The sequence below is a fragment of the Bradyrhizobium sp. JR4.1 genome, from assembly GCF_040548605.1.
Lineage (GTDB): Bacteria > Pseudomonadota > Alphaproteobacteria > Rhizobiales > Xanthobacteraceae > Bradyrhizobium > Bradyrhizobium canariense.
In genome coordinates this window covers 19481-45654 of the sequence record NZ_JBEPRY010000039.1, presented here as the reverse complement: position 1 = coordinate 45654, position 26174 = coordinate 19481, and the positions used below count along the sequence as shown (strand labels likewise).

Genomic DNA, 26174 nt, shown 5'->3' with positions numbered 1-26174 from the left:
TAGAGACGACCGCGGAAAGAACCATGAACCCGGCAGCGGATCATTTTTGTCTATCGGGGTTGACACCGTGCCCGCGATTAAAGAACGGACGACTAACGTGATGTCCCCGATCAGTTGCGGCCACTCTCGGCATCGCCACGGCCGTTATCACCGAAAGCGTTCTGTCGTTTCTGGGCCTTGGCTTTCCGCCGGATCTCCCAACATGGGGGCGCTTGCTTTATGGCGGGATTGAAGACATGCAGGATGACCTCTACTTGTATTGTGGCCGGGATTGCGATTTCGCTTCTAGTGCTCAGTGTCAACTTCGTCGGTGACGGCCTCAGAGATGCGCTTGATCCGCGCCTGCGAGGGTAGCACCCGTGGCTGATTCTGGAGGGGCCGAAAGATCCAAGCGGAGTGAGGTCGTCTGAACGACCCACGCGCGAAGTAATATCGATGCCGTCGCGGCGCGGCGGTTCTAAACGAAGGCTTAAAGAGTCTTCCATCTGTTGCGGCGATCTTCACGTCGCCTATGGCGCCTCGACCAATCTGATTTGCCGTTCTTGTTCAATAGCTTGGAGGCGTAACCGCCCAAATGACAACACATGGAAGATCTCTAGTATTGGCATAACGATGGGGTAGGTCGCTTGCAAAAGCGAAACTATCGCCTTCACGCAAGACCACGTGCCGGTCGCCGATCCAAAGATCGAGCTTACCCGAAACGACATACCCTGCCTCTTCACCCTGATGCGTGTAGGGTTCTTTGCCGCTTTCTGACCCGGGAGGGAAAGTACAACAGAGAAGTTCGAGCTGCCGGTCAAGGTTGGGAGACAGAAGTTCGTCAGTAATGCCCCCCACGAAGGTCAGTTTCCGTCGTGAACTTGCTCGCACAACATACTCACGCAGATCACTTTCCTCGTCCCTATTCGGGGGGAAAAACCAGCTGATTGTGACGCCCAACGCCCGGCTGATACTGTGAAGAGCTTTCACGGAGGGACTCGAGACTCCGCGTTCGATTTGACTGAGATATCCCTTTGACAAGCCCGCGGCATCACTAAGTGCGTCGAGCGTGATGCCACGCGCCCTGCGTAGGCTCTTGATTTCTCCTCCGATGCGGTCGCCGAGATTGAGTAGTTCTTCCACGTTAACGAGTTGCTCAGCCTGCTCTGCCAGGCCCTCCAGATTGGAAGGGCGCAGCATCTTCGGCGGTGTCCTGATCATGGAAATCATGTGCGCTCCTCAGCTGGCCAGTGCATGCGTCCCAGAGGTCACCTCCGCCATTTTCAGTCGCAGTTTACGCAAGACCCGGAATTGATCATTCGCACGGATTCTTTTGTAAACAAACCCCAGCAAAGTGCCATTTCATCCTTGATAAATTCACTCTTGTGGATTGTAGTGGTATAAAGTTCATCAAATGAGGCGATGACAATGGCAGGACGCATCCCCCGGCAGGCCGAAGTCGTGATCATCGGCGGCGGCATAGCCGGGTGTTCAGTGACCTATCACCTGACCAAGCTCGGCGTAAGCGACGTCGTATTGCTCGAGCGCAAGCAGTTAACCTCGGGAACGACATGGCATGCCGCGGGTCTCGTGACGCAGTTGCGCGCCACCCGAAACATGACGGAGCTCGCCAAATACACCGGCGAATTGTTTCACAGTCTCGGTCCCGAGACTGGACAGCAGACAGGCTTCAAGCAGAACGGGGCTCTGCGGCTCGCGAAAACTCCCGGCCGTCTCGAGGAATTGCTGCGTGGGGCTTCGATGGGGCGGAATTTTGGCCTTGAGATGCATGCAGTCTCGCCTCCAGAGATCAAGGAGCGCTGGCCGCTCCTCAATCTTGACGGCATTATCGGTGGGATCTGGGCTCCCAAAGATGGCCAAGTGAATCCTGCCGACGTTACGCAAGCCTTTGCGAAGGGCGCGCGTATGGGCGGTGCCAAGATCATCGAGAACCTATCCGTCGACCGGATCCTAATTGAGCACGGATGTGCCACTGGCGTCTCGACCGAGGAGGGCGCCATTCGCTGCAAGAAGGTCGTCATTTGTGGCGGTATGTGGTCACGAGACCTTGCCGCAAAACATAAGATTTCCTTGCCTCTCCATGCAGCAGAGCACTTCTACGTCGTCACTGAGGCGATTCCCGACCTGCAGCGCGAACTGCCGGTACTGTTCGTGACCGATGAGGAGGCTTACTACAAGGAAGATGCTGGCAAGTTGCTAGTTGGATGCTTCGAAAAGGAGGCGAAGCCTTGGGCGCGCGATGGTATACCGGCCGACTTCTGTTTCGACTCGCTACCTGAAGATTTCGATCACTTCGAACGAATCCTCAATATGGCGATCAACCGAGTTCCGGTCCTTGCCGATACCGGCATACAGCTGTTTTTCAACGGCCCCGAGAGCTTTACACCTGACAATCGATACCTTCTTGGTGAGACGTCTGAGGTGTCGGGGCTCTTCACGGCTTCCGGATTCAATTCGGTAGGCATTCTCTCGTCCGGCGGAATCGGAAAGGCGCTCGCCTCTTGGATCAAGGAAGGCCACGCACCTCTCGATCTTGCGGATGTCGATGTTCTCCGCATGCAACCGTTCCAATCGAATAAGTCGTATCTTTACGATCGAACGAAGGAGGCCCTTGGCCTGCTCTTTGATATGCATTGGCCCTACCGTCAATACGCGACGGCCCGCGACGTTCGTCAAAGCGTCTTCCACGATCGGTTGAAAGCACTCGGTGCGGTGATGACGGAGGCTGCCGGATGGGAGAGGCCTGGATACTTCTCCCCGGACGGAAAGACGAAGAAAATCGAATATTCGTATGGTCGACAGAATTGGTTTGATATTGTCGGCCAAGAGTGCCTTAACGCAGCCGAGCACGTCGCCCTGTTCGATCAGAGTTGCTTCGTCAAGTTTATGGTGGACGGGCGGGATGCCTGTGCAGTTCTCAACCGAATTTGTGCCAACAATGTGGATGTGCCCGTTGGCAAGCTTGTTTACACGCAATGTCTGAATGAGCGTGGTGGGATCGAAGCTGACACCACAGTCACTCGGCTTGCCGAAGATTCCTACCTGGTTGTGACCGCAGCGACATCGCAAACACGCGACCTCGCTTGGTTGCGACGCAACACTCCAGACAAGGCCCATGTTTTTATCCGAGATGTGACTTCGGGATTGCCAATGCTCGGCCTTATGGGACCAAATGCGAGGGCGTTGCTTGAGCGGCTTTCTGGTTGCGACCTCTCGAATGGGACCTTCCCGTTCGCAACCAGCCAGGAAATCGAGATCGGTTACGCGAAACTACGCGCAAGCCGCGTTACTTATGTGGGCGAACTCGGGTGGGAGCTCTACGTCCCGGCCGAATTCGCGGCGCATGTCTTCGACAGGCTCGTTGAAGCTGGCGCTGACTACGGCTTGGCGCAGGCGGGCTACTTTGCTCTTGGCTCTATGCGTATGGAAAAAGGCTATCGTCACTGGGGCCATGACATCGGGCCGGAAGATACACCATATCAAGCTGGCCTCGGCTTTGCCGTGAAACTGGAGAAGCCCGGGGGATTTATTGGCCGCGAGGCATTGCTGCGACAGAAAGATCACGGTCCCGTATGCCGCCGTCTCGTCCAACTCAGAATGATCGAACCGGACGCTCCGCTTATCTACCATCAGGAGCCCATATGGGCTGATGGTCGCTTGATCGGATCTATAACATCTGGCGCTTATGGACATCGCGTCGGGGCTTCCCTCGCAATGGGCTACGTTGAGAACGACCAAGGGATCGACTCCTCGTTTCTATTAGCATCCAAATTCGAGATCGAGGTGGCGGGTCGGCGTCATCGAGCAGTAGCCCAGCTCGCTGCGCACTATGACCCATCCAATTCCAAGATCACTGCGTAGGGTCCGCGACAGAACTCGCATCAGAAACCGATATCTTGTGCGATTTCACTTCGGAGCAAAGCATCCAGAGCGAACCGCTTCATGATCAGATACAGTTGTGCCGCTTTGGCGGCATGAGCCTCAACACGACGCCGTCCGGATCAAGGTGACCCTCAATGACGTGAAACCGGAGATGATGCGATGCCGTGTCGTGCCGCTCACGCTGCGCGTTGATCGGCTGCATCTGACGCTTCAGGCGGCGTTCGGCTCGACGAATAGCCATCTCTTCGAGTTCCTGGCCGGGGAACGATGTTGGGGCATCCCTGATCCCGACGGTCATTTTGGCCGCCAGCCCATCGATGCCCGCAAGACGCGGCTCTCCAATATCGTTCAAGAGACGGGCGCCAAGACGGCGACGGCTGGGATCATATGATCAAGCTCGAAAAATGGTTCGACAACACGACGAGGATTGAGGGACTTCCCCTGCTGCTCGAGGCTGCCCTCCAGAGGAGATGTTGGAGGTGCGCCCGGGTATGCCGACTACCTCGGTGCCATCGGCGACCCTACTCATCCAGAACACGAAAATGCGCCTCTGGGGGCCTGAACAGTTCGATCCCAACGTCATCGACCGAAAGGCGCTGGAGGCCGCCGTCAACACATTGTCGGGAATATGGAACCCGCGACGGCGCACCACGCGCTCAAAATAGCCGTCAAGCGCCAATCAACGGGCCGCAGACCTACGCTTACGTGTAAGCGCTTAGGCGGGACCCTTATTGGGGCTGGCTTGACGATTTGCGGAATCGCCGGGGCATGAGGTCTTCGATCCTGCTAAGAGGATGGCCCTCGATGATCGCCTCGAGTGTTTCGGCGATGTAGGCAGCCGGGTTGACGTCGTTGAGCTTGCAGGTGGCGACGATCGACGCGAGCAAGGCCCAGTTTTCGGCTCCGACCTCATGACCGGCGAAGAGCGCATTTTTCCTGGTCAGGCAGACTGGCCGGATGGCGTTCTCGACCGGGTTGGTGTCGAGCTCGAGGCGCCCGTCTTCGAGGAAGCGGGTCAGCCCTTGCCGGTGATTGAGCGCGTAGCGGATGTCCTCCGCGAGCGTCGAACCGCTGGAGATCATCGACAGCTGCTTCTCGAACCAAGGCTTTAAGGCGGCCACCATGGGCAGCGAGTGCTCCCTGCGGGGCCAGCCGGATGTCCGGCGATGAACCGCATACCATGGCTTCGATGGCGTAAAGCTGTGCGATGTGCCGAACCGCGGCCTCGGCGATCGGCGATTTGCTGTTGCGGGCCAATTTGACGAAGCGGCGGCGCAAAAGGCTCCAGCAATGCACGAGCGTCCACGGCCCCTGCGATCGAGCAACTTCGGTCAGCCGGTCATAACCGTCATAGACATCGCATTGCAGGAAGCGTTCGCCAAAGCCATCCAGGAACTGCTCCGCGAAGACACCGCTGCGACGGGGGCATATCGGAACAGCACGATCGGAGGACTTGGGCCGCTGTGGCCGCGGTCGTCGGAGACGATCGCCCAGAAGTAGCCCTTCTTCGTTTGGCCTCGCCCGGGGTCGAGCACCGGCGACGTGGTTTCGTCCATGAACAGACGATCCGCCATGGCCAGTCGGCGGCGCATGTGGTCCGCGATCGGCTGAAGATGGAAGCAGGCGCGGCCGGACCCAGTTGCCCAGTGTCGCCCGATGAAGCCGAAACCCCTGGCGCGCATAGCTCTCGGCCTGACGGTAAAACGGCGTATGGTCGCCAAACTTGGAGACGATCACGTGCGCAATGGCCGCTTCGGTCGGCAGCCCACTGGGCACGACGTGCTCCGGTGCGTGGGCCTGCACGGCGGGGCCCGAGCGGCGGCGACAAATGTATTTCGGGCGGCGCGTGACCAGCACCCGCCATTGCGCCGGGATCACGTCGAGGCGTTTGCTGACGTCCTCGCCGATCTTCGTCATGGCGCCGCAACCGCGTGCTCGCAGGCTCGATGATCCGTTCCACCTGCGGCAAATGGGAAGGCAAGCAGCCGCGATTGCGATGAGAACCTTGATCCGGCGCGCTCCGCGATCGGCCCTTGATCACAGCCTCGGCTCTCTCCTGCGCCGCGTCCAGGATGCCCAGGAATGCGGTCCCGTTCCACGCCAGCATGCCGCAGTGCTCGGGCCGGTCAAGGCCAAGCCGTGCGGTGGCCGCAAACGCGGCCCAAGGCCGCCTGCTTTGCGCCAAAAGCGCTTTCCGTTGTTTATTTTCGTCGCGCAGCCTGAGCGGGCATCAGGCGGCGCTGGCGACGTCGGAAGAGGCGCGGCGTCGGTTGGAGGTCATTTCTCGGCGAATTGCGACGCGAGAAGTTTGTCGCGATGTCCGAGAAGCTGCGGCCAGATCAGTATCACTTACCGCTGGAAAACGTGGAGATCGCGCAAGCGCCGCAATGCTCATGCGCTATTTCGAGCACATCGCCACTGCGCCTGCCACGTTCAAAATAGCTCCCGAGTCATTCTGCCGCAGTTATCCAGCCGCCTGGGGACGCCGCGCTTCTTCCGGGCGGACTAACATCCAATCCAGTCCTTCGAACAGGGCTGCGAACATCGCTGGCGATATGCGCATGACGCCCTCTGCGATCGTTGGCCAAACGAACTTGCAGCCTTCGAGGCGCTTGTGAACTAACACCAGGCCCGTTCGATCCCAGACCAAAATCTTGATCCGGTCCGCTCGTTTCGATCGGAACACGAAAGCTGCGCCGCTGAACGGGTCGAGGCGACGCATCTCCTGCACCTTCGCCGCAAGTCCATCGTGGCCACAGCGGAAGTCGATCGGCCCCGTCGCGATGTAAATCTTCAGATCCGCACCAGCCGCGATCATCGTGACGCTCGTACCGCGCGGATCACCCGGGACAGCTGCTCGGCATCAATGGTCATATCCGTTCGCAGCACGACATCGCCGATCGCGATCTCAAGCTTGATCCGGAACCTGACGCTCCTTCAACGCACCTTCCACGACCAGCGGCGCGAATGTCGGCTGCGACGCCTCGCACGGCGGCAACATGCCTTGCTGTCGAAACCGCGGTCGCCAATCGTAGATCTGCCAGCGCGTCGCTCCGTGCTTGCGCGCCACCTCGGACACCTGGGCACCGGGTAACAGACTCTCGGCGACGACCCGAGCGCTCTCAGTTTCCGCCGTACGCGGCGCCCCGATGGTCCTTCAAGAACCTCCAGCAGGCTCACCGACCCCGTCGTTGAGCCGTCCAAATGGACGTCCTTTTTGCTGTCCAATCTCATTCCCAACCTCCGTCCAAGCCGGAGGCTTCTTTCGCACAGCTATGCCGATCCCGAAGCAAGGGTTCCGGCTAAGCGCTTACATCTGGGTGAGCAGATTGCGGAATGTATCGCCGCCTAGAAACCGCTACTTGCGGGCCTGCCGCCCCAGAGCTTAAGCTCAACTACGCTTCATAGCGCGCACATCGCTCTGGTGCTTGGAAACGACCATCAAGCTCGGAATCGAGGGCTGATGCCGTCGCGAGGCTGAACATACCGAGCCTGATTCCACGTCTCCCGTCGGCCGGCTCCGGTGAAGAACTCCAGCCGCTGCACCGGGGCGTGATAACACACTGTCAATCGTGTGTGAAACAGACGTTGGCGAACAGAAGGGGCCTTTGGAAGCGCTTACCCGAACGTCCGTAAGCATTCTTGAGGACTTTATTCGCAGCACCGCATGTGGGGATCCGGAAGATTGGCTATCAGAGATGATAGCTGGCCAGGCCAGGAGCAACACGCTTTAGATTGGCTCATCATGCGGGCTACGATGCGAACAGCGGTGCGGCAGCAAACACTGGTGATGGCGCAACGATCTCGCCGTCTGTCAGGAGACAAGGAGACTTTCGATATGCCTCAGGATGACTACGGCTATGAGAAAAGTGATTGGCTTTTCATTGGCCCTTCCGAGATCAACGGATTTGGTCTGTTTTCGAGGAAAACAATAGCGAGCGGCGGTGTCGTGGGGAGACTCGGCGGCGCGATTCGACGGACGGCCAACAAGAGAACCATACAGATCGACCGTGATCGGCACCTTTGTAGTGATTTTATCGACTTCGTTAATCATAATTGTCGCCCGAGCGCTTATGTCCGAGTCGAATCCGAAACCATTGTTCTGAACGCCATCTCGGAGATTAGTAGTGAGACCAGCGAAATATCGATTGATTATAATTGCTCGGAGTACTCTCTCGCCGAGAGCTTCATGTGTCGATGCTGCCGAAAAGCAAATCACGTCGCTGGATACAGATATTTGATCGAGACAAATCAAAAGGACTATTTGCTTCGCATACGCCGTTTTACACTGTCGCATCTCTTGCAAATGGCAGAGGAGGTTGGGACCACGTTGCCCAAAGCAAAATCCCACTAAGACGGCCACCAAAGAATCCAATGTGCCACCGTGACCTTGCCCCGCATTGGAGGCAATAGCTTCACTCGTTTCGGGATTTCGTCCCATGGGTTCATCGCCTTGCCCTCTGCCGGCCTGCGCCGGTCAAATCGTTTTGGCGGTCACTGCGTCACTGCGGCATCGCCAATGGCGGCGGGACGCCGATAAAATGTGAGCGTCACGATAGGATCACCGGTGCCCGGGCTTGACTTGCGCGGAATGCTCTGGATAGCGCGGTTCGCAGCTGCGCGAGAAGCTGCGGAAGATCGAGGCGTTGTTCGTGGGGGCCGGAACTGCTGGTGAGCGCCTTGCGGCGGAAGTTGCGCTGCAGCGGGTGCGGGCCCGGGTCGAGGAACTCGCTCGCCACGATCCACCGATCGAACAGTAATTCTCACTTCCCGACCAGTGGTCTCGGCACCCTTTTTCTGGCGCTTTGCCGCCGATATGGGCTGCGGCCGTTTCGTTATCGCCGGCAGCGACGCAACACGGTGATGGTCCGTGCGTCACGGGGCTTCGTCGATCGAGTCCTGCTGCCGGAGTTCACCGAGCTGGAGGGCGCGCTGCAAGGAGGTGACGCTGCGCGTGATCCGCGAAGAGATCTACGACGACGCGAGCGATGCGCAGGAAGTTCCAGACCGTCGAACTGATCAGGCGGCGAGCTTTGCCTGCGAACTATCGCGCTCGGCCTTCCAATTCCACGGCAACAGCATGTGCAGCTGATTGATCGTTGTACGTCCGGAGACGATGCGCTCGAGAACATCGGTCAGATAGTGCCGCGGGTCGATGTCGTGCAGCTTTCCCGTGCTGATGAGCGATGCGAGGGTGGTCCAGGTTTCGGCGCCGCCCTCACTGCCGGCGAACAAGTAATTCTTCTTTCCCAGGCCTATCGGCTTGATGCTGCGTTCGACCGTATGCTGTCGATCTCGATGCGCCTATCATCATGAAGCGCGTCAGGCCTTCTCATGGTTGAGGGTGTAGCGGGTCGCCTTGCCAAGGCCGGATTTCTTCGAGACTTCCAGTACCCGCGCCTCGAGCCAGGGTTTGAAGTCCTCGATCAACGGCCCGTTGTCGGTCTGCCGCACTGCAGCCCGATGCGCCGCCGGCAGACCGCGGATGCGATCCTCGATGGCGTAGAACATCGTAATCCGTTGCAGCGCTTCCGCAGCAATCGGCGACTTCGTCGCGACGTGAACGTCCCAGAACTTCCGCCGCGCATGCGCGAAGCAGAACGCCAACTGCACCAGATGGCCGCCGTTCTTGATCAGGCCCTTGTAGTCGGCATAGCCGTCGACCTGCAGGATGCCGTGGTAGCCCCCGAACAGCTGCTTGGCGCGGATCGCCTTGCGATCCTCAGCAAACATGTAGATTACCGCCGGCGGTGCCGGGCCGCCCCACGGACGGTCATCGGTGGCGATCGCCCAGAACGGGCAGACTTTGGTCCTGCCACGGCCGGGATCGAGAACTGGCAGCGGCGTCTCGTCCCTGTATCGCGCAACAGCGTGTGAAGCGGCTTCGGCCACCAGGCGGCGCGGCCCATCCACGAGGCCAGCGTCTGCCGATCGAGCGTGATGCCTTGCGCGGCGAACATCTGTTCCTGCCGATACAGCGTCAACTGGTAGCCGTATTTCATCACGGCGATGTGGGCCAGCAAGGCTTCCGTCACCATCCCGCCATCGATCGCCTGCGCCGGCGCAGGTGCCTGCATCACACCCTGGCGGCATCCCCGGCAGCCATACCGCGGACGCACAATGCGCTTGACCCGGTACTGCATCGAAACTACGTCGAAGGCTTCCTTGACGGTCTCCCCGATCTTGTGCAGCCGCTCGCCGCAGCAAGGGCAGATGCGGCTCTCGACATCGATTACGACATCGATGCGCGGCAAATGCTCCGGAAGCTTCACCCGCTTGCGTCGCGCCGGCCTCTTTCCAGGGCCCTCCGCTCCATCAGGCAGCCTGCCTCCGGTTACGTCGTCGTTGATCGCGGCACGAGCCGCCTGTGCCGTGATGGTGAAGAGAGGCAGCTGTCCGGGATCCAGTGTCTCGGAGCGGGGACCGAAGATCGTGCGCTTGAACTGGGACAGGATCATCAGGAGCTTGTCGTTCTCCTGAACCGCAGCGTCGCGTTGGGCGATCGCCGCATCACGCTCGGCCGAAAGCGTGCTGCATTCCGCCGACAACGCCGCAAGCCTTGACGACAGCGCCATCACGGTGTGTCGGAGCAATGCTGGATCGGAAGGCAAATCACTCATGCAGAGTGATTTTACAACAACTCCGCATGAGTGACGAGCTACTCTTGATACGGATCAACCAGCTCGCGCTGGCTGATCCACAAACCCGCATCGGCACACGCTTCCAGTCTGAGCCATCGAGCAGCACCGAGAGTTGAGCATGAGATAGCGGCATGACACCGTCCTTGATCGGCGGCCAGGTGAACTGCCCTCGATTTTTTTGTAGTAAAGGACAAGGCCGCTTCCGTCCCAGGTCAGGATCTTCACGCGATCTCGGCGCTTGGCCCGGAAGACATAAAGTCCGCCGTCGTACGGATTGGCCCCAAACGCCTCGCTGACCAGCATCGCCAGTGAGTCCAACCCCCGACGGAAATCGATCGGCTGCGTCGCGATCCAGATCGACAACCCAGGTCGGAGCCCGATCATCGGCCAGCCGTCCCGACTGCCGCAAGCACCTTGCACAGCGCCCGCCGGTCGACCGTCCCTCTGACACGGATGCAAACCGCGCCGACTTGGATCTCAATTGCAGCCTGCTCTTCGCGCGACGACAATTCGCCGCCGCAGCCAGTGATCGCGACCGGCACAAAGCCAGGTGGCACATCTCCGTCCCGGCGCTCCGCGAGCTTCACCCGCGTGGTCTGACGACGCCACAGAAACAACAGGCTTGGGCTGATGAGGTGTCCTCGTGCCACCGCGGACACGCTTGCACCCGGCGCGAAACTCTCCGCGACAATTGCCGCCTTCGCATCGGTCGACCAGCGCCGACGCCGGCCCGTCCCGGTGATGATTTCGACACGCCGCAGCGTGTCGGCGCCGTGTTCGAGATAGACGTATGCCTATCCTTATCGCAATCCTTACGACTATCCTTCGACATTGTGACCTCGTGACAAACCATTCCGCGAGATCTTCTAGCCGACCAGATCAGCCCTTAGCGCGTGGTCCCTGCATGACGCTCACGATAAAGTTCCGCCCCTGTTCAGCAGCGCCCAGATGATCCGCGCCGTCTTATTGGCCTGCGCGACGGTGGTAACCTTGAAGGGGCGTCTGGCGAGAAGCGCCTTCAGCCACGGCGGCGCTCGAACGTCGTTTCCGACAACCCACAAGTCGGCCGTTGCCCCGAGAACGAGGAGAGAGCGGAGTTCTGGAGTACGCATACGCTTGACGGATGCACGCAGCGGCGGCGAGCTCTATGTTGGGCTGCATGACGGGCGGCCTGATCGGCGGGCTTGCCGGCTTGGCGCAGGCGCTTCCATTCCCAAGGCAGCAATTCGTGCAGACGTGATGCGGGAAGATCGGCGATACGGGCGAGGACCGGCCAGCCAGACCTTGGGATCGACGTCGTTGAGACGACAGGCCGTGATCATCGTCAGCATGATGGCGGCACGTCGGCGCCATGCTGGCTTCCGGCGAAGGTCCAGTTGCGCCTTCCCAACGCGATGCTTCAATGCGCCTCGGCGCAATTGTTGGTCAAACAGATTCTGCCATCGTCGAGGAAGCGGGGCGAAGTCGTCCCAGCGCCTGGGCATGTAGTTGATCGGCTTCAGGACCTCAGAGGAGCGCAAGAGCGTTTCACGCTCACGCAGCAACCGAGCGTGCATATCCTCGAGGAGCGGCTTGCTCTTTTCCTGGCGCACGGCGCGTCGGTCGTCGGCGCCGCGGCCGTTGATGGCGCGCTCGATCTCGAACTGTCAATCGGCCCTTTAATTGCGGTTTGTTGTCAAGCTACCATTCTTCCTCTCTCCAGTGACACGCCGGTAGCAATTGCTCCGTCGGAGCTGGTCAGGTTGCGGAGACGGAGCGATCGCGGATGGCGAGACGATTGCCTAGCGGGCTTGGCAATCGTCGTCGTTGGCGGCTTCGTCGGGTTGGGTTGATGTCGTAGCTGGGGTCATGGTCCTTTCCGAGGTCGCGAGCGCCTCATGATGATGTCCGGATCGGGCGCCTCAACGTTTGCAGCGGAGTGCGGGCGAACCGCCACCAGCCGATTGACCGAGGTCACCACGACCACCGTCCCAGCGGGACATCGCCAGTCCGGCGGACCGGACCAGGAACTTGCGAGCAAATATCAGATTGGCTTCGGCTGGCCCCAGTCGAACGACGTGCCATCGACCCAGATGCAGTGGAGAATCACGGCGAGCTTTCGGGCGATGGCGACCTTTGCCTTCTTCATGCCGATCCGCTTGGCGAGCTTCATGCCCCAGGCCTTTAGGGAACACCACTTTTGGGTTCGATAAAGAAGGACAGTGGCGGCCTCGAACAAGTAAGTTCGGAGAAGCCGGTCGCCCCATCGAGATATCTTTCCGTTGGTGTCGGTTTTCGCCGGATTGGCTGCGCCTCGGCGTAAGGCCGAGGTAGGCGCCGACCGTCGAAGCCGATCGGAAGCGCGAGGGGTCATCGATCGTGTGGCGGAACGTTAGGGCCGTCACGACACCGACCCCGGGACCGTCATCAGGCGACGCGCCGTGTCGTCCAGCTTTGCCAACCGGCGGACCTCGTTGTCGAACTTACCTTGTTGTTGACAAACGTTCTCATGGATCGAGAGCAGCGGGACCACCGGAAGCTCAACCCTGCGGAGTTCATGCCATAGCCAACTCGCCATCGCACCGGTCTCGAAGCCGATACGTCTCGATCAACGTCGCATCGACCTGGATGCGGTGTCCGCTACCAAGATCGGTCTCGATGATGACCTGGCGAAGCGCCGGCGACGTCGTCAATGGCGCTTCGGCCACATCCCGCGGCGGCACAGAGGGCCCAATCTCGACCGACGCTAAAAACGGCGCTATACTCGTCTCACTCTGCTTGCAAAGCTCTTTGCGCCCCCTGAACAGCTGGTTCACATGAAGGCTGGCCTTGCGAGCCACCTCGGAAATTACCCTAAGACCTGCAGCGCTCGCGTCCGTCAAACAAGGCGGCCCTCAACGGCTTTCAATTACATAGGGAAATCGCGCGGGTTACGAACGCCGGCGCGGTTGTAATGCGTTGGAGTAAGGTGGTAGCTCACCGACACGATGAAGTACGGGCTCTCGACTCGACGCCGGACCCAGCATCAAACGGGAGACAACCATGCAGCAGTTTATCGGCCTCGACGTGTCATTGAAAGATAGTCTCGGTGCGCAACGGAGGCAAGCGGATCTGGCGCGGAAAATGCCCATACGATCCCAGGCCGATAGCCGAGGTCATACGCAAGCTGCACCGAACGCGGAAACGCGCCGTGCTTGAGACGCGGCGGCCCTTGTCAGTCTGGTTTTATCACGCGCTGACACAGGAAGGATTGCCAGCGGTTTGCATAAAACCCCCGCACGCCAACGCGGCGCTAGATATGGCGCCGAACAAGACCGACGCAAATGACGCGGATGGGCTCTCGCATCTTGCCGAGGTCGGCTTTTACCGCGAGTTGCGGGTGAAGAGCTTTGATAGCACCCTGGTCGCAGCGCGCAACCAACTGCTCAAGACGACAACCCGGCCTGTCCAACCAGATCTGCGGTCTGATGAAGACGTTCGGCCTCGTCGTTCCCAAGGGGGCAGGACACGTGTTTGAGGGCCATGTGGGCAGCCTGCTGGCGAATAATACCGGGCTCAAGCAGATTATTAAGCCGTTGCTCGATGCCTGGAGGGGGCATGCGCGCCCGTGCTGCCGAATTGAGCAAACAACTTGTTGCTTCAGCCCGCGGGTGAGCAATGCCAGTTGCTTGCGTCGATCCCTGGTGTCGGCGCGCTTGGCTTCCTCCTTCAGTGCAGCAATCGAGGATCCGGCAAAGTTCAGAACATCGCGCTCGGTGGGCGCCTGGATCGGTTCGACATGAACCTTCAGACTCTCGCAGGTCAACGCAGAAATGCAGCAATATGAACGGACACATCGATGGATTTCAGCTTAGCTCAGTGGTACTATCCTGACGAAACACGAAACTTAGTTCGCCAGCTCAATACGGGACGAAATGCTTTGGCGGGTCAACCGCAGAGCCTCCTTTTCGGACATGAGCTCGACCTCCTGAATCCATCAACAACGAACATAGTGGTCTGATAGTCGGCAGCGCGGCCAGAGCGGGCGCGGGGGAGGTAGCAAAGCCGATGCAGACACCACGATGCTTTCGTGAAGTTTTGTGCGCGCGCGTTCTCGAGTCAAGCTGTGCGGCCATTGTGATGTTGTAACCGAGCTGCTCCAAAGTTGCGCCGGCGCTTTACTAGGCAGCACGCAAATTAAGGCCAAGGCAGGAATGGTGCGGAGGGCCCGTCCTCCGCGCCGTCTATGGTATTTACTGAAGTGGGCAGACCTCGCCCAAGATAACAGTGCACACACCGTCGCTCGATCCGATGATCGCGGCTCCAACGTTTGCTGGCAAAGAGACCGTGGAATTGTATGGCTGACACGAAGATCAAAAAGGGTTCATTCTCGGGCAAGCTCCCGGGCCGCAAGTTGGCAGTGGGTTTTGTCCTATTAAAGAACTTCACTTTAATCGCCTTCTCCTCGATCATCGATCTGCTACGGTTGGCTGCAGATGAGGGAGACCGGAGTCGTCCCGAACGCTGCTCCTGGAGCATTCTCGCACCGGAGCTTAGTCCCATCTCGGCAAGTTGTGGGCTGCAGGTGGCGCCGTGGGAGACGTTCGACCGGCCAGAACGGTTCGACTACATCGTGGTCATCGGCGGATTAGTGGATCCCGACCTCATCTACGATTCCAGGACGTTGCAGTTCCTTCGCAAAGCAGCCGATCGTGGCGTATCGATTGCGGGGGTGTGCACTGGAAGCTTCGCACTAGCGGAGGCGCAGCTTTTGTGCGGGCGCAAATGTTGCGTGAGCTGGTATCATTTTACGGATTTTGTTGAGCGTTACGCCGATATCACCCCTGTTGCGAACCAATTATTTATCGAAGATGGCAAGTTCATCACCTGTGCTGGCGGACTTGCAGCGCTCGATCTTGCGGCTTGGATAGTCGAACGGCACTTGGGCCCGGGTCGCGCCCAAAAGGGCCTGCATATCATGATCACCGACAAGGCCCGCCTTGCGGCCAACGCGCAGCCTCAACCACCGAGCATGGCAACCGTCGACGAGATGCGGGTTCGGCGTGCCATGCTGGTCATTGAGCAAAACCTGAGTACGCCGCCTAAAACTCAAGACATAGCCTCCAAGGTTGATCTGTCGAAAAGACAACTCGAGCGGCTCTTTCGAAATGCAACCGGAAAGAGCATTCAAGAATTCTCGCGCGATCTGCGCATATTCTACGGCCTCTGGCTTCTTGCACAGTCGGACAAGTCTATCACATCGATCGCGACTGAGAGCGGCTTTTCGGATATTTCGCACTTCAATCGAATCTTTCGAGCAGCATTTGGCTGCACACCGTCGATTGCTCGCCGCAACGGCATCGCTTCCATGAATGGTCTTATTCGCAGTTGGCAGGACAAGCATGCCGGAAGTCCCGGCGCGCGGTTTGGTCCCATTGGATTATCCGCGGCAGATCCGTTGATTACATCCTCTGGCCGAAACAAAGACGGTGATATGATCCGAGAGATAAAGATAGATGCGGCGGGCTTCCTACAACGTGAGCGCCGGCCGTACCTCTGATTGTCAGCCCGAATCAAGAAGGGTCAGCTTGTCGCGGGCGTAGCGAGGGCTGGCGGGTTACGCCTTCCGAACGCCAACGCGTCAAAGTTCGCAAAATCGTGCGACCTATGCAACGTTACGGTTACGGCGTCCAACCCGGCATGCGAGGAAGAAGCCCATCTTGGGCGTGTACGACCGATCTCCGGACAGGGCTCTCGACACTCCTTAGCGGCGCGCCTGCCGATCCGACAGAATATCCTCAGTTATACCTTCCCTAGGAGCAACCGCCTTCGAGGGGGAGGTCTTCAGCCATGCTGACCAGCATGTGCGCCCAAAATCTGCCGTCTCTGTGCGGCACCCACTGAGCTCAGATGGAACCGGCATCCCTGTCGAGTGTCGCGAACATCCAAGATTGTTGGCGCTCTTATCCCTGTGTGCCGGACCGTCACAAGGTAGGCTTGGTTTCAAGGAGCGAGCCAGATGCAACGGTTCTCATTATTCTCTATTTTGCGCGGAGGATCTACGGGCCAGCTCCATTGGCAGGCCCAATGGCACTCGCCCGAGCCCCGGCCTGAATATGACGTTGTGATCATCGGCGGAGGCGGCCATGGGCTTGCCACCGCGTTCTATCTAGCCAAGGAACATGGTATTAACAACGTTGCGGTTCTCGAGAAGGGGTGGCTTGGCGGCGGCAACACCGCACGAAATACCACAATCATCCGATCGAACTACCTGTTTGACGAGAGTGCGCGGCTCTATGACCATGCGCTAACTCTGTGGGATGGACTATCGCGTGAGCTGAATTACAACGTGATGTATTCCCCGCGTGGCGTGTTGATGCTTGCGCACAACATTCACGATGTCCAGGTCTTCAAACGGCATGTCCATTCCAACCGACTGAACGGCGTCGAGAACGAATGGCTCTCGCCCGAGCAATGCAAGGCGTTCTGTCCACCGCTCAACGTTGGCGGTGCCATGCGTTATCCGATCCTTGGCGGTGCATTGCAGCGCAAAGGCGGAACCGCGCGACACGATGCCGTGGCTTGGGGCTACGCGCGAGCGGCGGCCGCTCTTGGGGTCTCCCTCATTGAGAACTGCGAAGTGACGGGCATTCGCCGGGGGCCATCTGGGGCCATAGCGGGGGTGGAGACCACGCGCGGCTCGGTTCAAGCAAAGAAGGTCGGAATCGTAGCGGCAGGCAATAGCAGTGTCGTCGCCAGTATCGCGGGCCTACGCCTGCCGCTCGAAAGTTTTCCGCTGCAGGCGCTGGTGTCTGAGCCGGTCAAACCAATATTCCCGTGCGTCGTTATGTCGAATACAATTCATGCGTATCTCTCCCAATCTGACAAGGGCGAGCTTGTTATCGGTGCCGGCACAGACGCGTACATCTCGTATACCCAGCGAGGTGGTCTTCACATCGCCAATCATACCTTGGATGCCATATGCGAACTGGTACCGATGTTCCGCAGGCTGCGCATGCTCCGAAACTGGGGCGGCATCGTCGACGTAACCCCCGATCGATCGCCGATCATTGCCAAGACTCCGATACCAGGTCTCTTTCTAAATTGCGGCTGGGGGACCGGCGGCTTCAAGGCAACGCCGGGGTCGGGTAATCTGTTTGCGTGGACCATCGCGAAGAACGAGCCGCATCCATTCAATGCCCCATTCACGCTTGAACGATTCCGGGACGGTTTCCTGATCGATGAGGCGGCCGCAGCAGCCGTGGCTCATTAACCGAGAGATCAAGCATCATGCTTTTGATCAATTGCCCACATTGCGGTCCCAGGCCGGAACTTGAATTCATCTATGGTGGCGAGGCGCATGTCAGCCGACCTGCGGATCCAATGAGCCTCGATGATGAGGCGTGGAGCGCGTATCTCTATTTGCGAAGCAATCCGAGAGGGATGCATGCCGAACGCTGGCGGCACATCCACGGCTGCGGCCGGTTCTTCAATGTGAGCAGGGATACCGCTAGCGACAAGATCGTCTCCACCTACCTGCCGAACTCTCCACTCGATCAGGGTGGAGCGACCTCATGAAGAACCGTTACCGTTCGGCGACCGGAGGGCGCGTCGACCGCAGCAGGCCTGTCCGTTTCACTTTCGATGGAAAAGCCTATCAGGGATTCGTCGGAGACACGCTGGCGTCGGCATTGATCGCAAACGGCGTGCACCTCGTTGGCCGATCATTTAAGTACCACCGTCCACGGGGCATCATGACGGTCGGCGCCGAGGAGCCGAACGCACTTGTTGGCGTGGGCCGCGATAAGGCTCACTACACCCCGAACTTGAGGGCGACCCAAGTGGAAATCTACGAAGGTCTGGTCGCCGAAAGTCAGAATCGCTGGCCGACTTTGGCTTTCGACGTCGGCGCAGTAATCGACGGGCTTTCGGCATTTCTCCCCGCAGGCTTCTACTACAAGACGTTCATGTGGCCCAAAGCGGGTTGGAAGCATGTCTACGAGCCCTTGCTCCGCCGCGCCGCAGGTCTGGGTCGGGTTCCCAGCAGGGACGACCCCGATCGTTATACGCAGGTCTATGCGCATTGCGATGTGTTGGTGGTAGGAGCCGGTCCGGCCGGGATTGCGGCCGCGATCGCTGCGGCTCAAACCGGCCTGAGGGTGATCCTCTGCGACGAGCAGGCCGAAATGGGCGGCTCTCTTCTGGCCGAAACCGTAGCAAAGATCGATGGGCGACCGGCCGCCGATTGGTGCGGAGCCATGCTGGCCAAACTCGCCTCATTGCCGAACGTCACCATGATGGCGCGTACGACCGCATTTGGCTGGTATCCACATAATTTCATCGGCCTCAACGAGCGCGTTACCGATCATTTGGTGGCCGCAGGGAAGTTGCCGCGCGAGCGCTTGTGGCAAGTGAGGGCCGGGGAGGTCGTGCTTGCGACAGGCGCAATCGAGCAACCGATCGTGTTTCCCGAAAACGACCGGCCAGGCGTCATGATGGCTGAGGCCGCTCGTACATATGTCAACCGCTTCGGTGTGCTCCCGGGAACGCGCGCTGTCGTGGTGACAGCCACCGACAGCGCCTACCGGGCAGCTTTCGATCTCAAGGTTGCGGGAATAGTAATCCCGGCCATTGCCGATGTTCGCAGCAGCCCGAGCGGATATTGGGTGAATCTCGCCAGGGAAGCCGGCATCGATGTTCTGCCGCAGACGTCGCTCGCCAGAACGAGCGGCCGTCTGCGCGTGTCTTCGGCAACGCTCGTGTCTACCGATGCAAGAGCGCGTGAGCGACGAAAGATCGATTGCGACCTGGTCCTGATGTCGGGCGGGTTTACGCCGAGCGTACATCTGTTCTCGCAATCCCGCGGCCAGCTGAAGTACGACAATGGTCTGCAGGCCTACCTCCCCAACGTGTCCATCGAGCGGGAGAGGTCTGTTGGCGCGTGTCGCGGTGTCTATGATCTCGCGGCCGCACTGAATGACGGTTTTTCAGGTGGTTCAGCCGCCGCTGCCCGGGCTGGTGCCGGCGAGGTCCCGGTCGGGCATGCGTTTTCGGTCGAAGCGCGAAGCGTAGCATCGGGTGGTTTGATGGGCGTGCCGGCGACGAGCCGAGAGCGTAAGGCGCGCGCGTGGGTCGATTTCCAGAACGACGTAACAAAGGCGGACATTGCTCTGGCGGTGCGCGAGGGATTCAGGGGGATCGAGCACGTCAAGCGCTACACGACGGCGGGGATGGGGACTGATCAAGGCAAAACCTCAAACATGAATGCGTTGGGGATTGTCGCCGGGCTGCGGAACGTGTCACCTCCTCAGATCGGTCTTACGACCTTCCGGCCTCCGTACACGCCCATGACTTTTGGCATCTTTGCCGGCCAGTCTCGCGGTGCGTTGTTTGAGCCGGAGCGTAGAACGCCCATTCATTCTTGGGCTGAAAAAAGCGGTGCCATCTTCGAAGACGTCGGCCAATGGAAGCGTGCTCGCTACTTCGCGAACCCCGGCGAGACGATGCATGCTGCTGTCGCGCGCGAATGTCGGGCGACGCGACACTCGATCGGCATCTTCGATGCCTCGACGCTCGGCAAGATCGAGATCACCGGCACGGACGCTGGCAGCTTCATGAACCGGATGTACACCAACGCGTGGGACAGACTTGAGCCGGGCAGAGCCCGCTATGGCCTCATGCTTCGTGAGGATGGCTTTATTCTCGACGACGGCATCATTGGCCGTCTCGCGCCGGATCGCTTCCATGTCACGACGACCACGGGCGGGGCGGCTCGAGTCCTGAACAAGATGGAGGACTACCTGCAAACTGAATGGCCTGATCTCGAGGTCTGGCTGACCTCGACGACCGAGCAGTGGGCGGTGATCGCGGTCCAGGGGCCTAATGCGCGGAAGCCGCTCGTCCAACTCGTCAAAGGAATCGATCTCTCCGACGAAGCAATGCCTCATATGAGCGTACGCGAGGGCTGGATCTGCGGCGTCCCGACCCGGCTGTTTCGGGTCTCTTTTACGGGCGAACTAGGCTTCGAAGTCAATGTGCCGAGCGGATACGCTTTGGCCGTCTGGGAAGCGATCATGGCAGAGGGACAGGTCTACGGCATCACGCCTTACGGGACTGAGACAATGCATGTTCTCCGCGCAGAGAAAGGCTATATCATGGTGGGGCAGGAGACTGACGGCACAGTAACACCTGACGACGTGGGGCTGAGCTGGGCTGTGGGTAAGGGCAAGCGGGACTTCGTCGGCAAGCGCTCGCTCTCAAAATTGGCAATGATACAGGACGACCGCAAACAACTGGTTGGACTATTGACTATCGATACTACTACCCTGCTCGAAGAGGGCGCACAGGTGGCCGCGGATCCGAATCAACGCATTCCCATGACCGTGCTTGGTCACGTAACGTCATCTTACTGGAGCGAAGCGCTTGGGAGGCCGATTGCGCTTGCCCTCGTCCGTGGTGGAAGGGACCGCACCGGCACGCGCTTGTCAGTGCCAACCCAGGCCGGAGTCGTCGACGTCGACGTCGTCTCACCCATCTTCTACGACCCGAAGGGAGTGCGGCTCCATGCTTGACTCACGGTTATTGCATTCCAATGTGCTGACCGGGCTCGCATTGAATGCGAGTGCAATACCTGACGCAATGATGGCAGTGCTTCCCGGCGCGGCGAAGGTCGCGTTCCGCGGTCGCCCTGTGGCAGTAGCGGCTGTAAGCGAAACCTTCGGCATCAAGCTGCCTGGAGAACCATGCCGTTTTGCAAGAAACGGAGGTAGGTCTGCCGTCTGGCTGGGACCGGATGAATGGCTGCTGCAGGCTGTCGGCGAGATGCCGGAGGCATTGCTTGGTCTTCTGCACGAGGGTCTGTTGAAACACTCCTATGCGCTGGTGGACGTTAGCCATCGTTCATTGGCGTTCTCAGTATCGGGCCCGAAGAGCGAATATATTCTCAAGCACGGCTGCCCGCTCGATCTGTCACTCGGGACTTTTCCAGTCGGCATGTGCACTCGGACCGTGATCGGCAAGGCGCCAGTCATGCTCTTACGGCAGGATCCTTCCACTTTTCACGTTGATATCTGGCGGTCGTTTGTTCCTTATGTATGGCAATTGCTAGACGAGGCCCGAAGTGAGCTCGCGGTGTAGCATGATCAAAGCGTGGGAGGCCTAAGTTGATTTCTGTTTTCGAGCTGTTCAAAGTTGGAATTAGGCCCATCCTCGTCGGACACGGTCGGGTCCATGAAGGCTGCTTTAGCTCCTATCGAAGCTCTACTGGCTGCTGGCCACTTGGCACGCGTTGCTGCGGTTCGCCTCATGAGACGAACTCACTGATGTGTCATTAGAGATGGACGTTGCGGAGATAGATCTCCGAGATCTATAGATTGGAAATGCGGTGTCTCGGTAGATAATCGCGCCTCGAAGTCTGATCAGTAACGGGATCGGCAAGCCGGGGAGTAGTAGCTAATTGCTGCCGCTCGCACGCGGCGATATTCCCATTTTTTTTCAATTGCCGAGCCCGCCCGATCAGCCCGCCGTGTCTCATCTGGAACTTACAAACGCTGCGTCATCGCTCGCGGGATCGGAGGGCCTGGGAACGTCGCGGAGTGCCCATCACAAGCAGCGGCGGCCCCGGTCGCGGAATCACCGGCCCGTCGGCATCAGCCGATCGACGGTTGGCGAGTATCTGAGCGCCAAAGCTCATATAGGCGAGCACGTCGGCCTCGGCTTCATCCATGAATGCGGCGAGCTTGGGCAGTTTGGGACGGAGCTGGTCGGTCGACCTTGCGCCACTGCGTCCTGGTCGCTTCGGCATCGTCCTGGGAGAAGGCGGAGACGACGCGCCGGCCGCTCTTGCGGCCATCAGCCAGAACATTGCGCATGAAGTGCACGGGGGGCGTTGAAAAAGCTGCAATTGGCTGATTCCGTTCTCGTCGGCGATTCGCGATCGGCGGAGCAAACGAGATGCTGGGGCGCAAAGGAGCGGGATCAGTTAGAGCTCTTCATCACTGGCTCGCTCAAACAGCTCGTCCCGGATGAGCATGTGCTGGTGCGGTCGATCGTGTGCTCGACCTGTTCTGGCTAAGGGAGGAGGTCTCCGACTGCTACTGCGCGAACGACGGTCGGCCAGGCATCGATCCGGAAGGCGCGGTACGGCTGAAGCTCGCGGGTCTGCTGACCGGCATCGTACACGATCGCAAGCTGATACGTGAGGCTCAGGTCAACATCGCCATTTCCTGGTTTGCTGGTTGTGGCCTCCACGAGCACCTACCGCACCATTCCAGCCTCGCGCATCCCCCAGCACTGGGCGAAGAACGATTCTGTAGGATCTTCAAACGCGCGGTCGAGGCCTGCCTGAATGCCAACATCGCAACAGCCGAAGTGGTTCACATAGACGCGTCGCTGATCCGCGCCAACGTGAGTTGGGACAGGCTCACAGAGCAGCATGTGATCGATGTGCCGAGCGAGAAGCAAAGCGAGGATGAAGACAAACTCAAGAAAAAGGGACCGCAGAGCGGCAAGTACAAGAAGATTTGCACCACCGAAGGCCACCATGCCCGAAACCGGCGGCTGGAGCGCGCTTACAAGCAGCACACGGCCGTCGTGACAAGGTCGGGGTCATTCTGGACGTATGCCATGCTAAAGTCTACGGTGCGCTCGAGCGGCGCGGCATCGACGCCCCGATCCCAGGTAAAACCAATCAAGAGCGGCATACTGCGGGTACCGACGAAGCCGACCATGCATTCCAATTTGAAGCCGGCCAGGTATTCCAATCGGAAGCCGGCCACCCTTGGCGTCAATCGCATGGGTCGATTTGATGATGTCGTTGAGGGACGAGAAGGTCAAGTGACCTATAGCGCGACATATGTGGAACGGCCCCGCGGGCAAGTGCTTTTTAAGACATTTCGTCCTCCGGGACCGGTGCGTTCATATGTCCGGCCTTTCAGCGCGGTCGTGGACCGCTGGCCTCGATGAAATTCGCGACGCGAGGGGCTGATCAATCTGACGCGCTTTAAGCGCATTGTCGCGCCGGCCTCTCTCGCCTCGGGATTTCGTCCCGTGGGGTCATCGTCTATTATGCACCTCGCCTCTGTCCGGCTACGCGCCGGGCAGTCTGTTCTGGTCGTCGTTCGGCTCAGGCACGTGCTGCGCCGCTTGCTGCGCCAGTATTTCGATAGCTCCCGCCCTTGGTGAGGAGCGCCCAGATGATCCTCGCGATCTTGTTGGCAAGCGCGACCGCGACTACCTTGAAAGGCCGTCGCGCCAAAAGCGCGATTAGCCACTGCGGCGCTTTCTCGTTGCCCTTCACGCGTCGCAGGATCGACGTCGCGCCACAAACAAGCAGCGAGCGGAGCGTCGGATTGCCCATTTTCGATATGCCGCCGAGCCGTTCCTTGCCGCCGCTAGAATGAGGCTTTGGCGTCAGTCCCAGCCAGGCGGCGAAGTGACGGCCGGATTTGAATCCTTCGGGATCCGGGACCAGCGCCTTGACGGAAGCCGCCGTGATCGCTCCAACGCCCGGAATTGTGATCAGCCGCCGCATGTCCTCGTCACGCTTCACCTCGCCGACGATCCCTCGTTCGAGCTTATCGATCTGGCCCGTCAATGCCTCGATCTGATCGGCGATTTCGGCCAAAGCCAAGCGGGCGGCTTTTGGCAGGCAAACGTCCTCATCGTCACGCACGATCTCGATCAACTCTGCTACTTTCGCCGTGCCGATGGCGGCTATAATGCCCAACTCCGACAAATGCCCGCGAAGCGCGTTGATCGCCTGAGTTTGCTGGCGGAATAAAAGAGCGCGCGTCTTCAGAACCATGGCCGCCGCCTGCTGATCGGCCGATTTGATCGGAACGAAACGCATGGTCTTGCGGGTCACAGCTTCGCTGATCGCCTCGGCGTCGGCAGCGTCCGTCTTGCCCGTTTCACAAACGGCTTTACGTAGACCGGCGGGATCAAGCGCACGTCGTGACCGAGCGCCGCAATCTCGCGCGCCCAATAATGGGCACTGCCGCACGCCTCCAAGCCGACCAGACACGGCGGAAGCTTTTCGAAAAAGCGCAGCACTTCGGCCCGACGCAGTTTTCGATTTAAGATCCGCGCGCCCTCGGCGTCGGCGCCGTGTATTTGAAAAACGTTCTTGGCCAAATCCAGGCCGATGGTGCTAATCTGATTCACGGAACGGCTCCCTACCTTGTGGCGTTGCCAGCAACGACCACGTTTTAGCACTTTGATGCTGTCGGTTACGGGGCCGTTCCACACCATCAATCTGGATGGGAAGCGCGCGACAATCAGGATGGCGAGTCTGTGTCGCGGCGAGGTGATGATTGCCGCATGATTGTCGCGCGCAAGAGTTTTGTTCGCTCTGATTGTCGCGGAGCGTCAATCAGCGAGTGTTTTTGGTGTCGCGTGCGAGGATGGTCGCCCTGGACCACGCTTCCGCTCGAGCGCGGTGCGCCTGCGATAGCTTTCGACGTTCATCTCGACGATGGTGGCGTGGTGAACGAGGCGATCGACGTTGTCGGTGACGATTATCCTGCACTGCTCCGCGCCCGCCGCGGCTCAGGTGCATAGCTCTTGGGCGGAAATCCTGGCTGTTCCCCGCTCGGCGGCATTGTTGGAGAGGCGCACGCGTCCGCCTCCAGGGAACAGCGTGAAGCTCGCCCAGCGCTTCAGGATGTAGTTGAAGGCCTTGGCCAGATCATGTCCACGGGAGAGCTTGGCAAGCTGCTCCCGCATATAGACCTGAAGATCCTCAAACCAGGGCGGCTCAGCATCTGGCGCACCTGTAGGTGCTCCAAATCCAGCTTTGTCACATGTTGGAGAGATACCCGGCGCGTTTGTTCGACTATGCGAGATTGTGCAACTGTATTGTTGCCTTCGAGAGCAGCAAGCTCGAGAAGATCCGTGATGCTTTGTCGTGAAACACGATCTTGCTGCGGGTGTTGCGATAATGACAGGAGCAGTATGCGATCAGTCCCGCTCAGACCGCCGATTTTCCAGCCGAATGCGTATGCCAAGCGCCGATGTAGGTTTCGCGGCGGCCTGATTGTGCATAATGCCCTGCGATCTGCTCGACTTAATGTTGATCCGGTTCGAAGCTGTAACGTTGATGAAGCGCTCCGGGACGGTTATCCCCGCCTTGTCACCGTACCAGTTTGCATCGGTGGCGCAATGACTAAAGAGGCGCACGGGCAGCCAGATCACGCTGCGTTAGATCTAAGATTGCCTTCCAAACAATGCCGACCGAATCGTTCTGGAACAATGTACGCCTCACAGCAGCGCTTCTATGCTGGCTACGGAAACGCTTGCGTTTCTGGTCTTTCGGCTTGTGACCCTCAAGCCACTACTTTCCCTGGTTGAACATTTTGGCCACATCGTCTGGAACTCGCTCGGAAATACGCGAGTCGAGTCTGTCGACTGATAGAGGATTTCCGTCGAGATCAGTTCGCCACACTCCCGCCCGATCAGGTTGTCGCCGTCCATAGTGATCGTTCTAGGGCCTGGATATCCGCCCGGGCTTACGTCAAGGCCAATTGGCACGCTCGCCAGCCGGCCGCCGGAGGTTACGTGATGCTGATTTCACCCACTGAGCCCGCGACCAAACGCAAGCGCGGTACTTCTCGCCAGAACAGGTAGTGTTCCGATGATTCTTAATAATGCATGATCAGTGCTAACTCGCCGCACATCCAACGACGCAGCTCGTCG

General features: G+C 59.2%; 16 protein-coding genes and 13 pseudogenes. 12 read left to right on the top strand and 17 right to left on the bottom strand.

The annotated features are described in order from the left end of the window. Positions 1-113: 113 nt before the first annotated feature. Positions 114-354, top strand: a pseudogene (locus ABIB90_RS38635) (ABC transporter permease subunit); the annotation flags it as partial. A 192-nt stretch (positions 355-546) separates the two neighbouring features. Here ABIB90_RS38635 and ABIB90_RS38630 read toward each other — a convergent pair. Beyond that, entirely contained in the window at positions 547-1209 is a 663-nt protein-coding gene (locus ABIB90_RS38630) for a helix-turn-helix domain-containing protein (protein ID WP_354202661.1), read from the bottom strand. Positions 1210-1407: 198 nt separating this feature from the next. Between ABIB90_RS38630 and ABIB90_RS38625 the strand changes: the two genes are divergently transcribed. Both ABIB90_RS38625 and ABIB90_RS38620 read left to right on the top strand, forming a co-directional pair. Continuing rightward, complete coding sequence (locus tag ABIB90_RS38625) at positions 1408-3861, top strand: GcvT family protein (protein ID WP_354202660.1); 2454 nt, start codon at positions 1408-1410, stop codon at positions 3859-3861. 145 nt (positions 3862-4006) lie between these two features. Continuing rightward, the gene (locus ABIB90_RS38620) at positions 4007-4273 is read left to right on the top strand and encodes an IS1096 element passenger TnpR family protein (protein ID WP_354202659.1); all 267 of its coding nucleotides are present in this window, start codon (positions 4007-4009) and stop codon (positions 4271-4273) included. Positions 4274-4610: 337 nt separating this feature from the next. Here ABIB90_RS38620 and ABIB90_RS38615 read toward each other — a convergent pair whose 3' ends face one another. The 5 genes and pseudogenes from ABIB90_RS38615 to ABIB90_RS38595 all read right to left on the bottom strand — a co-directional run bounded on the left by ABIB90_RS38615 (position 4611) and on the right by ABIB90_RS38595 (position 6952). After that, positions 4611-5006 (bottom strand): IS66 family transposase, encoded by a 396-nt coding sequence (locus ABIB90_RS38615; protein WP_354202658.1) that lies wholly within the window; start codon positions 5004-5006, stop codon positions 4611-4613. 109 nt (positions 5007-5115) lie between these two features. Then, positions 5116-5456, bottom strand: a pseudogene (locus ABIB90_RS38610) (IS66 family transposase); the annotation flags it as partial. A 121-nt stretch (positions 5457-5577) separates the two neighbouring features. Beyond that, positions 5578-5799, bottom strand: a pseudogene (locus tag ABIB90_RS38605) (IS66 family transposase zinc-finger binding domain-containing protein); the annotation flags it as partial. A gap of 547 nt (positions 5800-6346) precedes the next feature. After that, a complete protein-coding gene (gene tnpB / locus ABIB90_RS38600; RefSeq protein WP_354202657.1) occupies positions 6347-6700 on the bottom strand; it encodes an IS66 family insertion sequence element accessory protein TnpB in 354 nt (117 codons plus the stop codon). 90 nt (positions 6701-6790) lie between these two features. Further along, positions 6791-6952 carry a hypothetical protein gene (locus ABIB90_RS38595; RefSeq protein WP_354202656.1) on the bottom strand — a complete coding sequence of 54 codons (162 nt, stop codon included), beginning with the start codon at positions 6950-6952 and terminating at the stop codon, positions 6791-6793. Between the two features lie 615 nt (positions 6953-7567). Here ABIB90_RS38595 and ABIB90_RS38590 point away from each other — a divergent pair. Next, entirely contained in the window at positions 7568-8236 is a 669-nt protein-coding gene (locus ABIB90_RS38590) for an SET domain-containing protein (RefSeq protein WP_354202655.1), read from the top strand. A 665-nt stretch (positions 8237-8901) separates the two neighbouring features. On the opposite strand, the gene ABIB90_RS38585 is transcribed toward ABIB90_RS38590, so the two are convergent. The 8 genes and pseudogenes from ABIB90_RS38585 to ABIB90_RS38550 all read right to left on the bottom strand — a co-directional run bounded on the left by ABIB90_RS38585 (position 8902) and on the right by ABIB90_RS38550 (position 13318). Next, positions 8902-9117, bottom strand: coding sequence for a transposase domain-containing protein (locus ABIB90_RS38585; RefSeq protein ID WP_354202654.1), 216 nt, complete (start codon positions 9115-9117; stop codon positions 8902-8904). Between the two features lie 87 nt (positions 9118-9204). Continuing rightward, a pseudogene (gene tnpC, locus ABIB90_RS38580) lies at positions 9205-10340 on the bottom strand (IS66 family transposase). Between the two features lie 216 nt (positions 10341-10556). Then, positions 10557-10907 (bottom strand): annotated as a pseudogene (gene tnpB, locus ABIB90_RS38575) (IS66 family insertion sequence element accessory protein TnpB). Then, on the bottom strand, positions 10904-11266 hold the full coding sequence (gene tnpA / locus ABIB90_RS38570; RefSeq protein WP_354202662.1) for an IS66-like element accessory protein TnpA: 363 nt from the start codon (positions 11264-11266) through the stop codon (positions 10904-10906). The pseudogene tnpB (ABIB90_RS38575) and the gene tnpA overlap by 4 nt, the downstream one beginning before the upstream one ends. Before the next feature lie 168 nt (positions 11267-11434). Next, positions 11435-11635: pseudogene (locus ABIB90_RS41745) on the bottom strand (IS110 family transposase); the annotation flags it as partial. A gap of 77 nt (positions 11636-11712) precedes the next feature. Then, positions 11713-12166, bottom strand: a pseudogene (locus ABIB90_RS38560) (IS66 family transposase); the annotation flags it as partial. Positions 12167-12546: 380 nt separating this feature from the next. After that, positions 12547-12951: pseudogene (locus tag ABIB90_RS38555) on the bottom strand (transposase); the annotation flags it as partial. Positions 12952-13057: 106 nt separating this feature from the next. Further along, entirely contained in the window at positions 13058-13318 is a 261-nt protein-coding gene (locus ABIB90_RS38550) for a hypothetical protein (protein ID WP_354202652.1), read from the bottom strand. A 226-nt stretch (positions 13319-13544) separates the two neighbouring features. Between ABIB90_RS38550 and ABIB90_RS38545 the strand changes: the two are divergent. The 7 genes and pseudogenes from ABIB90_RS38545 to ABIB90_RS38515 all read left to right on the top strand — a co-directional run. Then, positions 13545-14281: pseudogene (locus ABIB90_RS38545) on the top strand (IS110 family transposase); the annotation flags it as partial. Positions 14282-14838: 557 nt separating this feature from the next. Next, entirely contained in the window at positions 14839-16041 is a 1203-nt protein-coding gene (locus ABIB90_RS38540; RefSeq protein WP_354202651.1) for a GlxA family transcriptional regulator, read from the top strand. 459 nt (positions 16042-16500) lie between these two features. Next, positions 16501-17754, top strand: coding sequence for a sarcosine oxidase subunit beta family protein (locus ABIB90_RS38535; protein WP_354202650.1), 1254 nt, complete (start codon positions 16501-16503; stop codon positions 17752-17754). Between the two features lie 17 nt (positions 17755-17771). After that, the gene (locus ABIB90_RS38530; RefSeq protein ID WP_354202649.1) at positions 17772-18059 is read left to right on the top strand and encodes a sarcosine oxidase subunit delta; all 288 of its coding nucleotides are present in this window, start codon (positions 17772-17774) and stop codon (positions 18057-18059) included. Continuing rightward, positions 18056-21052: a sarcosine oxidase subunit alpha family protein gene (locus ABIB90_RS38525; protein ID WP_354202646.1), complete on the top strand. Its 2997-nt coding sequence runs from the start codon at positions 18056-18058 to the stop codon at positions 21050-21052. The genes ABIB90_RS38530 and ABIB90_RS38525 overlap by 4 nt, the downstream gene beginning before the upstream one ends. Further along, positions 21045-21617: a sarcosine oxidase subunit gamma gene (locus tag ABIB90_RS38520; RefSeq protein ID WP_354202645.1), complete on the top strand. Its 573-nt coding sequence runs from the start codon at positions 21045-21047 to the stop codon at positions 21615-21617. Before ABIB90_RS38525 ends, ABIB90_RS38520 begins: the two co-directional genes overlap by 8 nt. Before the next feature lie 54 nt (positions 21618-21671). After that, positions 21672-21803, top strand: coding sequence for a serine dehydratase beta chain (locus ABIB90_RS38515; RefSeq protein ID WP_502918258.1), 132 nt, complete (start codon positions 21672-21674; stop codon positions 21801-21803). A gap of 355 nt (positions 21804-22158) precedes the next feature. Here ABIB90_RS38515 and ABIB90_RS38510 read toward each other — a convergent pair. Further along, a pseudogene (locus ABIB90_RS38510) lies at positions 22159-22360 on the bottom strand (transposase); the annotation flags it as partial. A 23-nt stretch (positions 22361-22383) separates the two neighbouring features. Between ABIB90_RS38510 and ABIB90_RS38505 the strand changes: the two are divergent. Next, positions 22384-22899 (top strand): annotated as a pseudogene (locus tag ABIB90_RS38505) (transposase); the annotation flags it as partial. 705 nt (positions 22900-23604) lie between these two features. On the opposite strand, the pseudogene ABIB90_RS38500 reads toward ABIB90_RS38505, so the two are convergent. Together ABIB90_RS38500 and ABIB90_RS38495 are read right to left on the bottom strand one after the other, a co-directional pair. After that, positions 23605-24644, bottom strand: a pseudogene (locus ABIB90_RS38500) (IS110 family RNA-guided transposase). A 405-nt stretch (positions 24645-25049) separates the two neighbouring features. Further along, positions 25050-25258: pseudogene (locus ABIB90_RS38495) on the bottom strand (IS66 family transposase); the annotation flags it as partial. Positions 25259-26174 lie beyond the last annotated feature (916 nt).